This window comes from Arcicella aquatica, from assembly GCF_034928825.1.
GTDB lineage: Bacteria > Bacteroidota > Bacteroidia > Cytophagales > Spirosomataceae > Arcicella > Arcicella aquatica.
Map to the genome: position 1 here is coordinate 1 of NZ_JAYFUL010000025.1, position 15315 is coordinate 15315.

General features: G+C 37.1%; 10 protein-coding genes and 1 tRNA gene. 7 read left to right on the top strand and 4 right to left on the bottom strand.

Annotated features, from left to right (window positions below):
• Positions 1–203 precede the first annotated feature (203 nt).
• Positions 204–288 (bottom strand) — tRNA-Ser (locus VB264_RS14915).
• A 235-nt stretch (positions 289–523) separates the two neighbouring features.
• Between VB264_RS14915 and msrB the strand changes: the two genes are divergently transcribed.
• From msrB to hemF, 3 genes are all read left to right on the top strand, one after another.
• On the top strand, positions 524–997 hold the full coding sequence (gene msrB / locus VB264_RS14920; protein WP_323250598.1) for a peptide-methionine (R)-S-oxide reductase MsrB: 474 nt from the start codon (positions 524–526) through the stop codon (positions 995–997).
• 152 nt (positions 998–1149) lie between these two features.
• Positions 1150–3723: a penicillin-binding protein 1A gene (locus VB264_RS14925; RefSeq protein ID WP_323250599.1), complete on the top strand. Its 2574-nt coding sequence runs from the start codon at positions 1150–1152 to the stop codon at positions 3721–3723.
• A gap of 72 nt (positions 3724–3795) precedes the next feature.
• Positions 3796–4689, top strand: coding sequence for an oxygen-dependent coproporphyrinogen oxidase (gene hemF, locus VB264_RS14930; protein WP_323250600.1), 894 nt, complete (start codon positions 3796–3798; stop codon positions 4687–4689).
• A gap of 25 nt (positions 4690–4714) precedes the next feature.
• Here the strand turns inward: hemF and VB264_RS14935 are convergent, their stop codons facing one another.
• The 3 genes from VB264_RS14935 to VB264_RS14945 all read right to left on the bottom strand — a co-directional run bounded on the left by VB264_RS14935 (position 4715) and on the right by VB264_RS14945 (position 7263).
• Positions 4715–5167 carry a helix-turn-helix transcriptional regulator gene (locus tag VB264_RS14935; RefSeq protein ID WP_309921397.1) on the bottom strand — a complete coding sequence of 151 codons (453 nt, stop codon included), beginning with the start codon at positions 5165–5167 and terminating at the stop codon, positions 4715–4717.
• Between the two features lie 495 nt (positions 5168–5662).
• Positions 5663–6073: a hypothetical protein gene (locus VB264_RS14940; RefSeq protein ID WP_309921394.1), complete on the bottom strand. Its 411-nt coding sequence runs from the start codon at positions 6071–6073 to the stop codon at positions 5663–5665.
• A 95-nt stretch (positions 6074–6168) separates the two neighbouring features.
• Positions 6169–7263 carry an o-succinylbenzoate synthase gene (locus tag VB264_RS14945; RefSeq protein WP_323250601.1) on the bottom strand — a complete coding sequence of 365 codons (1095 nt, stop codon included), beginning with the start codon at positions 7261–7263 and terminating at the stop codon, positions 6169–6171.
• A 403-nt stretch (positions 7264–7666) separates the two neighbouring features.
• On the opposite strand from VB264_RS14945, the gene lpxK reads away from it, so the two are divergent.
• From lpxK to VB264_RS14965, 4 genes are all read left to right on the top strand, one after another.
• Positions 7667–8695 (top strand): tetraacyldisaccharide 4'-kinase, encoded by a 1029-nt coding sequence (lpxK, locus tag VB264_RS14950; protein ID WP_323250602.1) that lies wholly within the window; start codon positions 7667–7669, stop codon positions 8693–8695.
• Between the two features lie 110 nt (positions 8696–8805).
• Complete coding sequence (locus tag VB264_RS14955) at positions 8806–10818, top strand: putative porin (protein WP_323250603.1); 2013 nt, start codon at positions 8806–8808, stop codon at positions 10816–10818.
• Between the two features lie 266 nt (positions 10819–11084).
• On the top strand, positions 11085–11702 hold the full coding sequence (gene miaE, locus VB264_RS14960; RefSeq protein WP_323250604.1) for a tRNA-(ms[2]io[6]A)-hydroxylase: 618 nt from the start codon (positions 11085–11087) through the stop codon (positions 11700–11702).
• A 453-nt stretch (positions 11703–12155) separates the two neighbouring features.
• A complete protein-coding gene (locus tag VB264_RS14965) occupies positions 12156–15137 on the top strand; it encodes a PD-(D/E)XK nuclease family protein (protein WP_323250605.1) in 2982 nt (993 codons plus the stop codon).
• The last annotated feature ends 178 nt before the right edge of the window (positions 15138–15315 follow it).

Consider the following 15315-nt stretch of genomic DNA (forward strand, 5'->3'; position numbering starts at 1 on the left):
AGGGAAATCAGTATTGGTTTACAATGCAAAGAAAAGAAATTATTCGATGCCCCCAAATATTTGACTTGAGCCAAAATATATGCTTGAAATTTTTATCCCCCAAAAAATCCGCTTGAGCCCTTTATAGTCTCTTTGTAGATTTCTATCAACTTTTCTATCAAATACAAAAAAAGTGCCTTTAGACTGCTCTAAAGGCACTTTCGTAGAGAGTGAGGGATTCGAACCCCCGGACCTGTAACAGTCAACAGTTTTCAAGACTGCCGCAATCGACCACTCTGCCAACTCTCTTCGTTTTTGATGATGCAAAATTAGTACTTTCTTTCTTTTTGTGCAACTTTAAAGTAAAAAAAATATCAAAAAAAAATAACAGACAATTAATTTATGCTGATTATCAGGGAGATAAAATAAAAAAAACTTTTATACTTTTTTTTTCGTATATGATAATATAGTGTAGCTGAGGGTCTCCTAGGCATGTTTTATTAAACCAAATCCCTCTCGGAGACAGGGGACATACAATCTTAATATGAAAAATTTACTATTATCGCTATTCATTGCTGTTATTACAGCGGCCTGCAAAGGTTATACTCAGGAGGGAATGCCTCAAAAGTTTGAAATTGAGAAATCGGATGAAGCATGGAAGAAAGCATTAACACCTGAGCAATTCCAGATTACTCGAAAGAAGGGAACTGAAAAAGCTTTTTCGGGCAAGTATGTATATAACCATCAGATAGGAACTTATCATTGTGTGTGTTGTAAGCAAGAGATTTTTACTTCAAATACTAAATTTGAAGCTGGCACAGGTTGGCCATCTTTCTGGAGTCCGATAAGTAATACTAATGTATTAGTGGTCTCAGATGATAGTAAAGGGGTGTCGCACGAAGAAGTAATCTGTAGCAAATGTGGTGCCCACTTAGGGTATCTTTTTGATGATGGTCCCAAACCAACAGGAAAACGCTATAGTATTAATTCGCTATCGCTGGCATTTGAAAAAAAATAATCAAGCAAAATAATCAAGTTGATTCATGCGCTTATTAGTGTATGAATCAATTTTTTAACATTAAAGCTTTCATTTTCTATCTTAATTCACTCCCTAATCTAAAAGTTTTGTCGTAAATTGTCACCTATTTTAGTTTGATAAATAAGTGCGTGATGAACAAGATAAAACAAATCATTCAAAATCTTAGTGTTATTCTTCAAGCAGCTCTATTGAATTCTCTGCATTGGCTTTGGCTTCAAACAGATAAGTTGTTGGTTGGGATACTGGGTGAAGAAAAAGTACAATCATTTTACAAACGCCTTGATAGCATTAAGGCTTATTTTTCAGATTTTAAACATAGCTTCGATAAAGAGTCTACCTATTATCGTCCGATAAAAACTCTCTGGAAATCTTTTGCGTGGACAGTCTTCGCAGGTGCGTTTTACCTTTTTTGTATCCAAACAAACTTTTTGTGGCTAACGGGAGAGATGCCTTCGGTAGGTGAATTGCAGAATCCTAAACTTTCGCAGTCGTCAGAGATTTACTCAGAAGATAATGTTTTGATGGGTAAGTTCTTTCAAGAAAACCGTACTCCTGTTAAAAACTATAAAGACCTTTCGCCTTATTTAGTAAAAGCATTGGTAGCTACTGAAGATGCCCGCTTTTACCAGCATTCTGGAATTGACTTTAGGGCCGTCTTTGGGGTAGCTGTAGGGATTGTTACAGGCGCTAGCGAACGTGGAGGGGGAAGTACTATCACGCAACAATTAGCTAAAAACCTCTTTAAAACCCGTAAAAAACAAGGTATTTCAAAGAAGGGCTTATTTGGATATGTACCTGTGTTGGGCAAATTCGTTATAAAGACCAAAGAGTGGTTAACGGCTATTAAGCTTGAAAGATATTATACCAAAGAAGAAATCATTCTATGGTATCTGAATACGGTTGATTTTGGAAGTAATTCTTATGGGATAAAAGTAGCCGCCAAGACCTATTTCAATACGTCGCCAGATAGCTTAAATGTGCAAGAATCTGCGGTGTTAGTAGGTATGCAAAAGGCTACTAATACATATAATCCAAGAAGAAATTACGAAAAATCACTGAAAAGACGCAATACAGTATTGTCGCAAATGTTAAAGTATGGTTATTTAACCAAAGTGAACTACGATTCCCTGTCAAAATTGCCGATTACTTTAAAAATTAATGAGGAGTCGCCTTATGATGGTACTAGTAATTATTTCAAAACGGCAGTAGCCAAGGCTTTGAAAGAATGGGCTGATACAAGTGATGTAGATTTAGATTTGTATAGAGATGGTCTGAAAATTATTACTACTGTAGATTCAAGGATGCAAATCTATGCAGAATCGTCACTACAAGAAGGAATGAGGGTTTTGCAAAAAACCTTTGATAACCACTGGGCAGGTAAAAATCCTTGGTCAGATGAAAAAGGAAACGAGATTCCCGGTTTTATCGATACCGTAGCCAAGCGTACAAGCTATTATAAATCGTTGGCAGTAAAATACAAGAACAACCAAGATTCTATTTGGCATTACATGAAAAATGTAAAGCGTAAAATGTGGGTATATTCAAGAAATGGGTCGGGCGAAGAGCAAATGACGATGAGTGCCTACGATTCTATTGTGTATTATAAACGCTTTTTACAAGCTGGTATGATGAGTATGGACCCTTTTACTGGGCACATCAAAGCGTGGGTAGGTGGGCTAGATTTTCAGTATTTCAAGTATGACCACGTCAATCAAGGACGTCGTCAGCCGGGTTCTACTTTCAAGCCCTTTGTATATACTACTGCTATTGATGGTCCTAAAGATATGTCCCCTTGCTCACAGATTACGGACGAACCTTTTGAAATAGAAGTAGAAGAGAAAGGCGAGAAAAAAATATGGCGCCCACACAATGCAGATGGTAGGTTTACTTATCAGACGATGTCGCTGAGGCGAGCTATGGCACGTTCAATCAACTCGTGTGCGGCATGGCTTACCAACGAAGTTGGCCCCGATTCTGTCGTGTACTATGCCCATAAAATGGGTATCAAAAGTCCATTGGCGGCTGTGCCTTCTATCGGGCTTGGGTCAAATGATGTTACCCTCTTTGAAATGGTTGGTGCGTATGGTTGCTTCTTGAACGAAGGAATGTACACACAACCCATGCTAGTAGTTGAGATTCAAGATAGAAACGGGAATACGATTCATACTTTTGAGCCTGAACGTCATCAAGCTATCAGAAAAGAGTCTGCTCAGTTGATGAGATACATGCTAGAAGGAGGATTAGAAGAACAAGGGGGTACTTCGCAAAACCTTTGGTCGTTCAAAGATTTATTTGATGGTAAAGACCGCTATAAATCACGTTTTGCAGGAAAAACGGGGACTACCTCAAACCACTCTGATGGTTGGTATATGGGTTTAACCAGTAATTTGGTAACGGGTACATGGGTAGGAGGTGATGACCGCTCTATCCACTTTAGAAGTGGGGCGTATGGCGAAGGTTCCAAGACGGCACTGCCTTTGTTTGGGCGGTATATGTCTAAGGTAATCAAAGACCCAACCCTCGAGGCTTATCATCCCGTACCTTTTGAAAAACTGGATATTAAGCGTGTAGGCAAGACATTCAATTGTGTGACAAGATATGCAGCAGTAAATGATTCAACCAGTGCTGATAGTAATGGTGTACAGTCTGATTCACTGGCACCGATAAGACAAGGGGAGGCTAAGGTAGATAGTAGTAGGAATTAAGAATCCTCACTCTATTCTCTCTCAGAAGCAGGTGTGGGATAGGGTAAGGTTTTTATTTTAAAAATTAAAACTATGACAAAAGAAAGCATCTCGGAATACTTTAAGGAATTACAAAATCAGATTTGTATTGCCTTGGAAAATGCCGATGGAAAAGCAACTTTTCATGAAGACAACTGGCAACGTGAAGGTGGCGGTGGCGGACGTAGCAGAGTAATTCAACAAGGAAATGTCATCGAAAAGGGTGGTGTAATGTTTTCGGCTGTTTGGGGAGACCTCCACGAGAAAATGTTGGCTTCGATGGGTTTAACGGAAAAAGTCGACTTTTTTGCAACAGGCGTATCGATTGTATTACATCCACATAGCCCTAAAGTGCCGATTATTCACATGAATGTGAGGTACTTTCAGATGTCTAACGGAACCTATTGGTTTGGCGGAGGCATAGACCTTACCCCACATTATGTAGTAGAAGAAGATGCCGTTTGGTTTCATCAATACTTAAAGAATGTTTGCGACCACCATAACGAGGCTTATTATCCTAAATTCAAGACTTGGGCGGATGATTATTTCTTTAATACGCATAGAAATGAAACACGAGGTATTGGAGGAATATTTTTTGATTATCAGAAGCCTAACGAGAGCCGTAATAAAGAGCAATTGTTTGCTTTTGTAAAGGCAATTGGTGAATCTTTTGCACCGATTTATACCCATTTCATGCAAAAGAACAAAGATTTACCTTTTACTGAAGAAGAGAAGACTTTCCAGATGCTTCGTCGTGGACGTTACGTAGAATTTAATTTAGTGCATGACAGAGGGACCAAATTTGGACTAGAAACCAACGGAAGGACGGAATCAATCCTGATGTCGATGCCACCTATGGCACAATGGGTTTATGATTTTAAAGCCGAGGAAGGTTCAGAAGAAGAAAAAACCTTGAACTGGTTAAAGAAAGGTGTGAATTGGGTTTAGAGGATTCTCTAAACCTTTTTTTTGCTTAACCCCTAATTTTTTCTTCAAGCAATTTAATCTGAATCTGTAAGGAAGTGATTACAGATGATTTACTATCGAGTAATTGTTTTAATAACTGCAACTGTACTTCTAGGCCTTCAATTTGCTGATGTAGTAATTTATTATGAAACTCTAGCTGTTTGTTACGGTCACTAAAATCACTAGGAGATTCTCTCTGAACACTGCTGGATTGGATAAGTAGGTTTTGTTGTAGCTCCTCCGCAGAAGTAACCGCAAAATCTAGTTTTTGTAAATTATCCAGGTTTATTCCAAAGTAGTTACAAATGGCATCACAAACATCTAATGAAGGGAAAGTATGTCCATTTTCATAGTCAGACAACGCACTTTTACTAACATCCAGTATCTTGCCCAATGCTTCTAATGTCAACTTATTTCTTTTTCTCAGGATTCTGAGATTGGCACTAAACTTACTTTCCATTTAATCTATTATTTGTTAACGCAATTTAACGATTTGTAGGATGTTCTGAAAGGCAATAGTTTTTTAAATAGTTATTTGGTATTTCTAAACCAGAAAGGTCTCCGCAATACCTTTCGCAGAGACCTTTAGGTTTAATTATTCAACGGATGTCTGTTAGACTTTGTTGGAAAATTCAAATAGATACCTCAAAAGATAATAAATCTATATTGTGTTTGTATCGATAACAAAATTTCCTATTGTAAGACCTTACTTTTCTTGTCTTGATACAAGAAAAGTAACAAAAGAAAATCAAGAAATTCCGAAACTCGCTTCGCTCAAACAGCGGAATTTCAGAAAAACACACATAAAATTTTGTAATAAATTCTTACAAAATAAAGCTCTTTAAATTTTACTTTCGCAGTGCAGTAATGGATTTAACTGTTTGAGCGAAGCGAACTGATTCGCCACTACGATTATAATAAACAACCTTAATATTTTAAGAGTTAAATACTATGCTTATTCAGCCTCTGCTGACCATACAATTTTTTTCTTTTTACCTACTACCAATACAATTCTGGTAGGGCTTGGCAAAAGCATTAATCTTGCATTAGCAACTGGGTTTTCTTCTAGTTCTACTTCTACGCCAGCGTCAGCACCTACTTCAATGCCACCGTCGCTAGTTTCTTTGAAAGAACGAGCCAAATAAGCAGTTGGTAATAATACGTCTGAATCTGGACAATATTCTTTATGAATTTCTTGAAGAATATTCTCTAAAAAATCACCGTATTTATCATTAAAATCATCTTCTAAATCGTGAAGGGCTTCTTCTACATCGTCGTAATCACGGTGATCATAACCCATTTGACTAAGAGCGATTCGTTTTTCAAACAAAGAAAGAAGTTCTTTATCAAGTTCCTGAATATTCATTGAATTAAATTTTGTAATTGATATATGCAATACAAAATTGCAAAGTACTTAGTTGAATCTCAAATTTATCGACAAAAATTTATCACAAAAAAATCCTAAACCAAAAAGCTAAGGGGGGCTAAATCCCAAGCCTGTTGAGGATTATACAGAATTTTGCCATCACTAATTTCCAGTGGCGAAGCAATATTATTATGGTACAATTGCCCCGTACCAAGGCCTTGTGGCAAAGGATTGTTGAATTCGGCTGTAAATTGGGTGATGGCATTCAAGCCTACGTTCGATTCTAAAGCAGAGGTAAGCCACCACCCAATTTTTAATCGATTAGCATTTTCAATCCATTCTCGGCATTGTTGAAAACCGCCCACTAAGGTAGGTTTTAAGATAATGTATTGAGGCATTATTTTTTTGAGCAACTTATACTTTTCGGTGTATTCTCGTACACCGATTAGCTCTTCATCTAGGGCAATTGGAATAGGCGTAACTTGACAAAGTTCAGCCATTAAATCTTCGTTGCCATGACGAATGGGTTGCTCAATGGAATGTAGTTGATATTGAGCCAGACGCTGTAGCTTGGGCAGTACTTCGTCTATCGAAAAAGCCCCATTGGCATCTACCCTCAAGGTGATTTGTTCAGCTGTATAGCGTTTGCGGATGTATTCCAGCAGTTCACATTCTTTATCAAAATCAATAGCGCCTACTTTGATTTTGATGGTATGATAGCCAGCCGCTAGCTTTTGGTCTATTTGGCGAAGCATAAAATCCTTGCTCCCCATCCAAACCAATCCATTGATTTCTATTTGACGTTCGGCCTTTGCAAAGCCATTGTTGAAGGGTTTTTGTTTACCACCATTCATTAAATCGAGCATGGCAGTTTCAAAACCAAAAACAACCGAAGGAAATGATTTTTCGAGTACCTGTTCTAGGATGATATTCAAGTTCCAAGGGTACACCTCTAATTCAAGGGTATTGAAGTTTTCGCATATACCGAGTAGTTGTAATTCAAAATCTGGGCGGTCGTCGATACTAAGTCCTTTCAAAGGTGAACATTCGCCCAAACCAAAAACAGTAGGATTTTCGGAGTCAAAAATCTTAATGAAGTAGCTATCTTTGTGCGTTAGCACACCTCGAGACGTTCCTGCCTCGAAATTAAAATTCAGTGTATATTTTGCAAAGACAGCTTTAAGACTCATTTTCTGGTAAGCCCAATTGTTTTTAAAGAATTTAGCAATAAGAATTTTGCCGAAATAAATAAATTTCAGCAATTATTTTACAATTAATCGTCTGATTGTGTGTGTATTAATGGTTATGAATAGACCTTCCGAGAGATAAGTACTTCGTTAAAGTATCTTAAAAGGGATTTGAAATTAGTAAAAAGTCAGAACTCTTTATGAATTTTACAGTGTAAAATTTTTATTTTTTCTGAACAAGGCAAATTTTACGCCTTTTTTGAAGGTAATTTCAACTATAAAGGTAAATATATTGTAACATCATTTACTGCTCGACCCATCCCTAGCGAGGGACTTAAGTCCCTCGCTAGGGATGATGGTTTTAATATTCCTAGTCGCAGGAAGGGTGAGGTAAAACAAAAAATCTATGCGTTTTTTTCTTTTTCCTTTTACATGGTTGTATGGTTTCATTACCGATTGCCGTAATTTCTGTTACGACAATCATCTGTTTTTTAAAGTCAGCCAATTTGAAAAACCTGTTATCAATATTGGGAATTTAACAGTTGGAGGAACAGGTAAGACACCACATGTAGAATACCTGATAAAGTTGTTAAAACATCGTTTTGCAATAGTCATTCTTAGCAGAGGATATGGACGAAAAACCAAAGGGTTTATCGTAGCTGATGAGTTGGCAACGGCTGAGACCATTGGTGACGAGCCGATGCAGTTTTATCATAAATTTCATCAAGTACTAAAAGTTACTGTTGGAGAAAAGAGAGCAAAGGCATTGACGAATATTTTTAGGATTTTTCCTAAAACAGACCTAGTAGTGCTAGACGATGCCTTTCAACATAGGGCCGTAAAACCATCATTAAATATATTATTGATGGATTATAACAGACCCATTTACGAAGACTATGTATTTCCCGTAGGACGGCTCAGAGAACGCCGTCAAGGAGCTAAAAGGGCAGATATTTTGATAGTCAGTAAATGTCCCGACGATTTGTCTGTGCTAGCACAACAAAAAATCAGTGAAAATATTTTGCCTTATTTATCCGAACAAACACCTATTTTTTTTACAGGGATACGTTATGGTAAACCGCAGGCAATCAATGGAAATATTCAAGGAGCTTGTCACAAAACAGTCTTGTTGGTGTCGGGCATAGCACGACCTGAGCCTTTTGAGGCTTATTGTAGGCAAAATTTTAAGGTAGTAGAACATTTAATCTATAAAGACCATCATCATTTTAATGAGAAAGATTTTAGCTTAATCCTAGAAACGTTTCATAATATTCAAGAACCAGAAAAAAGTATTTTAATGACTGAAAAAGATATGGTGAAGTTTCAAGACTTCCTTGATAATAAGGCAATTTCGATGTTTTATTTACCAATCGAGATTTATTTCTTAAATAATAGCCATGAATTATTTGATGATTTAATCCTGAGAAGAATGTAGGGCAACAAAATAAAGTTTAAATTGCCTTATTCAAGCTTTTTAGCAATTTATGATGTTTAGTTGGTAGATGTGCTTGAACCTCTTTCGCCTTTTTTATTTAATTTTGTATTGTGAATTTTAAAAGATATATCCTGACTTTCCTTGGACTTCTACTTTCGGAGGTCTTATTGGCACAAATTCCTTCAACCTTTGGTACGGGAAATTCGTCAACAAATAATTTTCCGCAAGGAAAAACAACAGATAAGCCTAAAAGTCCTACTGGTAGGGCAGGCGTGGATGACTCTACAAAAGTTATTTATGGCCCTACTTCTACCCAATACTTTTTTGAAGAAGATGTTTTCAATAACCGTAAAAAGCTTATCCCAATAGATACCTCCCTTGGTGAAGGGCACAATTTTAATTTTGTTCAGCGTAATAGGAACCTGTACCAAGATCTAGGCAATATTGGTACAGCCATTCGTCCTATATTTTTTAAACAACCCGAACAGATAGGTACCATGCTAGGTTATGATGCTTATTCCCTTTATGCTTTTAAGCCCAATCAGGTACGATATTTCAATACCCGTTCACCGTTTACCAACTTGGTCTATGTAACTGGCGGTAATGAACAAGATTTACTACAATTTGAGTTTAGTAGAAACGTAGATTCATTATGGAATTTTAGTATCAACCTACAGCGAATAGTGACGAATAAGCAATTGGTGACAAGTTCTACTTCAACCAATAAAAATGCGATTGGTCACTGGGACTTTATGTTGCATACCAATTACCAAACCAAGAACAAAAAGTACCAGTTACTCGCCTATGCCAATTTATCAGACCATAATTCTAATGATGAAGGTGGCGTATTGCCCCAAGGCAGAAGCTATGATTTGATATTACAACAAGGTAATAATGCCGCTATTGTAAACAATGCCTCTACGCGAGATAAGTTTTATAACCTCCATTTATACCATGAATATGTAGGATACAAGGCTTTTCAGGTGTATCAAGTGGTAGATTATCAGACTAGAAAAGTACAATTCAGAGACCCTGACTATGTGGCCAACTGGACAAGCGGATTTTACCCAATAGCTTATGATACTTTGGGAAAAGGCTATCGCTATACTACTGATACTAGCGTTACAAAAAAAATGAAACTGGATTCACTTTATAACGAAAGTCAGTACAGTATTTTTGAGCATAAATCGGGTATCAAAGGATTTTATAAAGGGTTCAATTATCGTTTACATTTGCGTCAGCGATTCTTTAGTTTTAGCAACCCCTTGTATAATTATAGCATCAACAGAAATGAAAACTTTTTGGGAGTTTGGTTGAACCAATATTTCAAGGACAGTACCCGAGCTTTTGCAGAAGTAGAGTATTTACTGACGGGTAGTGATTTTAAATTGAACGTTGAGTTTCAGGGTAAATGGCTGACCCTAGGAGGAAAGGCGATGTCCACCTCACCTACTTTGGTACAACAAATAACCTTTAACGATGGCTTTAGGTGGGACAAAAATACCAATGCCTTCGTGACCTACCGTGGTATTAGCAATAATATGCAAACCTACCACGCTTATGCTTCGGCAAGCCCTAAGTTTGGGAAACTGACGCTGAGACCAAGCGTTGATATTAATTTGGTCAACAGTTATATTTATTACGATACCTTAGCTTTTGTAAAACAAGCGACCTCGGATATTGCTATTTTTAAAGCAGGTCTTGGGTATGATTTTCACAAAGGGAGATTCTCGACAGTAGGGCAATTGTATTTAACAACGACAACTGGACCAGACTTAATCAGGATACCGAAGATTTTTGCGAATACACGTTTAGCCTTTGATTTACTCTACAAAAAGAAACTTTTTATCCATACAGGTGTCGAACTTCATTATAAGTCGAACTATTATGCTGATGCTTATATGCCTGCTATTCAGCAATTTCATTTGCAAGATAAACAAATGATAAATGGCTATGTGCAAGCAGATATATTTGCAGATATGCGGATTAACAGAGTACGCTTGTTTCTGAAATTTGCCAACGTAGCTCAAGGACTTTTAGGCAATGGTTATTATGCTGCCCCAGGTTTTTTGGGAATGGGAAGAACCTTTGGGTTTGGTTTACAATGGTTGTTGTTTGATTAGAAGGAGGACTTTAGGACTAGAAGACGCAAGATATTAGACGGAAGATTCAATACATCATGACTTTAGGATTGAAGGGTTGGTTTAAGTGTTGTAGTACGAGTTTTCAACTCGTAAGTAAATAATGCACGAGTTGAAAACTCGTGCTACAGGATTGGTTACCATCGTTTCCAGAACAAGAAGACTTTAGGTGTAAGTTTGAAAAAAATACTAACTCAATTAATAGACAAGCCTAAAGCTTACAGCCTATCGCTTAATGCCAAAGCATTATGACAAACGAACAAAAACAATATGCTACAAAAACAATGTTGGGCTTAAAACTTCCAACTGACCCACGTTGGGTAAATATTGCAGAGAAAAATATTGGAGAGATATTAATAGACCACGCCTATTGTGAGCAAAAGGCAGCCTCGTCATGTATTTCATTAATCATTCAGTTTCCTGAAAAAGAAAAACTCAGAGAAGTATTGATGCCTGTGGTTTCGGAAGAATGGGCACATTTCAGAATGGTGATAAAAGAATTAGATAAACGTGGGTTATCACTGGGCAATCCTCGCAAGGATTTATACGTTCATCAATTATATGAAGGCATGAAACGCGGAGGTTCGAGGGAAGAACAACTAGGCGAACGCCTTTTTATGAATGCCTTGATTGAAGCCCGTAGTTGCGAACGTTTCAGGTTACTTTCTTTGGAGATTTCTGATGAAAGTCTCAGAGAATTTTATCATGAGTTAATGATTTCAGAGGCAGGACATTATGTTAATTTTATCGACCTTACGAAGGAGTATTTATCCGAAAACTACGTAAAACAACGCTGGAATGAATGGCTTGAAATGGAAGCGGAAATTATGAAAAATCTGGAGATGAGAGGAGATAGAGTGCATTAGTTTTTTAGATTTAAGACTTTATGACTGGAGGACTTTAGGATTTTAGATTTAAGACACTAGACGAAAGACACAAGAAGCAAGAGAAAAGGTTTTTGATTCTTGGGCTAAAAAAAATCTCCAAAATCCGCGTATCAAATCAGCGTAAATCAGCGGGTAAAGATTTTTTTGACTTTAGGACTTTAGGATTTTTAGATTTAAGACAATAGACGAAAGACACAAGAAGCAAGAGAAAAGGTTTTTGATTCTTGGGCTAAAAAAATCTCCAAAATCCGCGTATCAAATCAGCGTAAATCAGCGGGTAAATATTTTTTGAAGATAGAAGATACAAGGTTTTAGACTAATGACCCAAGATGCTTAGTGCACTTCTCTAGAAGAGAGTAAATTAGTGAGTTTTAAAAATAATCACTCAATCACTAACTCACTCATTCACAATTTGCCATAAAAACAATTAAAATGCAAACCTTTCTTGATCAAGCTGCTGAACATATTTATAAACAACATACGCTCAATCAGCTGAGTCGAGTTTGTATCGTCATCCCTTCACGCCGCGGGGTTTTGTACTTCAAAGATGCACTAGCAAAGCTTTCAGACAAGCCTTTTTTAGCCCCTGATGTATTGGCAATTGATGATTTTGTAAATACAATGACGGGCGTCCGACAGATAGATCAAGTAGCACTACTGTTTGAACTCTACGATGTTTTTAAAGAAATAGACACGAATGTAGTTTTTGAAAGATTCATGACTTGGGCAAGCACCTTGTTGAATGATTTTGATAAAATAGATCAATATCTGGTAGATGCCAAAGCCCTATTTTCATACATGACAGAAGCCAAAGCTTTAGAACGTTGGCAGATGCAGTTAGGAGAATCGCAAAGAGAAAAAAACCTAAAAACCGACCGTACAGACCGTTATTTTAAGCTATTTGAGAATATCTATTCAGTTTACCTCAATTTACGTGAGCGGCTAAAAGATAAAGGATTGCACTATCGTGGGATGGCGTATCGAGAATTAGCAGAAAATGTTGATAAATATATTCTGGAAAAAGAGCGTCATACAAAGTATTATTTTGTTGGTTTTAATGCCCTGAGTGATGCCGAAGAAGCCATCATCAGGACGTTATTAAAAAAGAAAAACTTTGCCGAAACACTGTGGGATTCGGATACATATTATTTATACAACAAAGACCAAAGGGCAGGAAATTGGCTCCGTCAATATAAAAATGGCGATGAGAAAAACGGTAAGACACCGCTATTCAATGAAGAATGGAAATGGCAGTCGGAAGAGCTGTTGAAGGGGACAAAGAACATTCAAATTATAGGCGTTTCTAATGCTAGCGTACAAGCCAAAGTAGCGGGGGATATTTATAAAAACTGGCAAAATGCAGCCAATACGGATGACAAATCGCAAACAGCCATTGTATTAGGCGACGAGAATCTGTTAGTACCCGTGATGAATTCTTTAGATGAATCCGTCAAAGATTTTAACATCACGATGGGGCTTTCTTTGCGGAATTCCATGCTTTTTACCTTGATAGATGCCCTTTTTGAGCTCCAAAGGAATTTAGTAGAATTTAAAACAGAAGATGACGAAACAGTAAAAATTCCTAAATTCTCGCATCGCCAAATTGTGAGAGTATTGAATCATCCTTTTTTGAGAAGGTATGAGTTGGTGAAGTTTGGGGTTCAACAAGGTGAGGTTCAAAACGAAAACCCCATCCGCAAAACCCTCCGTGAAATCACAGAAAGAAATCGTGTTTTTTTAAGCTCAAAAGAATTATTAGAAATTACAGAAAATGAACCGCTGTTCACTACAATCTTTAAACATTGGTACAATAAACCCAGAAATGCGGTTAAGTGTTTGTATGAATTAATCGATTTATTAAGGGACGTTTACAAGGATAATCAAGATGCTATTGAAACGGAATACCTTTATCAATTTTACCTGATTTTGCAAAGAATGGAAGTAATCTTGCAAGAACGAGGCGAAACCGTGAGTATCCGTAGTTTCAAAACATTTTTGTATGAACTGATTAAACAAACCAAAATTCCTTTTGAATCTGAAACAGATGAAAGTCTACAAATTATGGGGATGTTGGAAACACGTACCCTTGATTTTGAAAAGGTAATCATACTGTCAGTTAATGAAAAAACATTGCCACAAGGTAAACGCCAAAATACGCTCATTCCCTTTGATGCCCTAAGCGACCCACAGTTCAATTTGCCAACACACAACCATGCTGATGCTGTAATGGCTTATCACTTTTTCAGGCTGTTACAACGTGCCAAAGAAATAGTGTTGGTGCATGTGTTACCCTCTGATACCTATGGCGCTGGCGAAAAAAGCCGTTTTATCTTACAGATAGAACACGAATTAGCCAAGCTGAATAAAAACCTAAACATTACTTATCCAACCGTAAAATTTATAGGATTAGGAGAATCAGAGGAGGTAGAAGAAACGCCATTGCTCATTCAAAAAACCGATGATATTCTGGCATTTATCGAAGAAGAAATTACTGATAAAGGTATTTTTCCTTCTCAGCTCAACCAGTTTCTGGATTGTTCTTTAAAATACTATTTTACACGCATTGCAGGTATCAAACAAGAGGAGGAAGTTGAGGAAAAAATAGGTGTTGATACGTTTGGTAACTGGGTGCATAAAAACTTTGAGAACATCGATAAAAACTTTGTCGAGAAAGGAAGTACTATCGAGAAAGAAGGTTTGCAAATAGTTCTTGAAAATATTGATACTTATTTGGATGAAGCCTTTAAGGAAACCAATCAAGGCTTGAAAGCTGATGACGGGATGAACTTTATTTTATATCAAATAGGTGAAACCATTGTCAAGAAATTTATTAATTATCAATTAAACAACGAGCTTTTCCCGATTGAACTATTAGATGTAGAAAAAACATTAAAAGTAAGTTTCAATGCCATTGTAAACGGCAAAGAATTAGCCGTAAAAATAGCAGGAAGAATAGACCGACTCGATAGGGTGTCGGGCAATAAAATCAGGGTAATAGATTATAAAACGGGTAAAGTAGAAGCCAAAGATTTGCTAATGAAACCCGAGGATTTTGAAGAAAAGCTACTCGGAGATACCGATAAAGATAAATTTCGTCAGCTTTGGCTGTATAAATACATGGTACTGAAACAGATGCTTTCGGTAAAAGGATTAACCATCAGAGGTGTAAAACTACCAGAGGATGCCAACGAAGTAAGTGCTGGAATATATTCGTTCCGTAATATTGATGAAGGATTGTTGGAACAAAAAATCAATTTTACCTTGGGAGAATCAGCCCAAGAGTTTGTCGTAGCATCGGAAAAATACCTCAATCGTTTTGTCAATGAATTATTAGACCCCGCAAAACCATTTGAAAAAACCAAAGACCAAACCAAATGCGAATACTGTGATTATCGACGGATTTGCGGAAGGTAATGGTTAAACAGTAGGGTCGTATTGCATACGACCACCCCAATATCCCCCTGTTAGTTCGTATCTAAGATACTGCACTATAATTCGCCGTGGTTTTATAAACCGCAATCCCTCATGTGAATAATTGGGAATCCTTATTTGAATAAGGTGGAGGATGCTGTTATCTAGACCAACATACGAA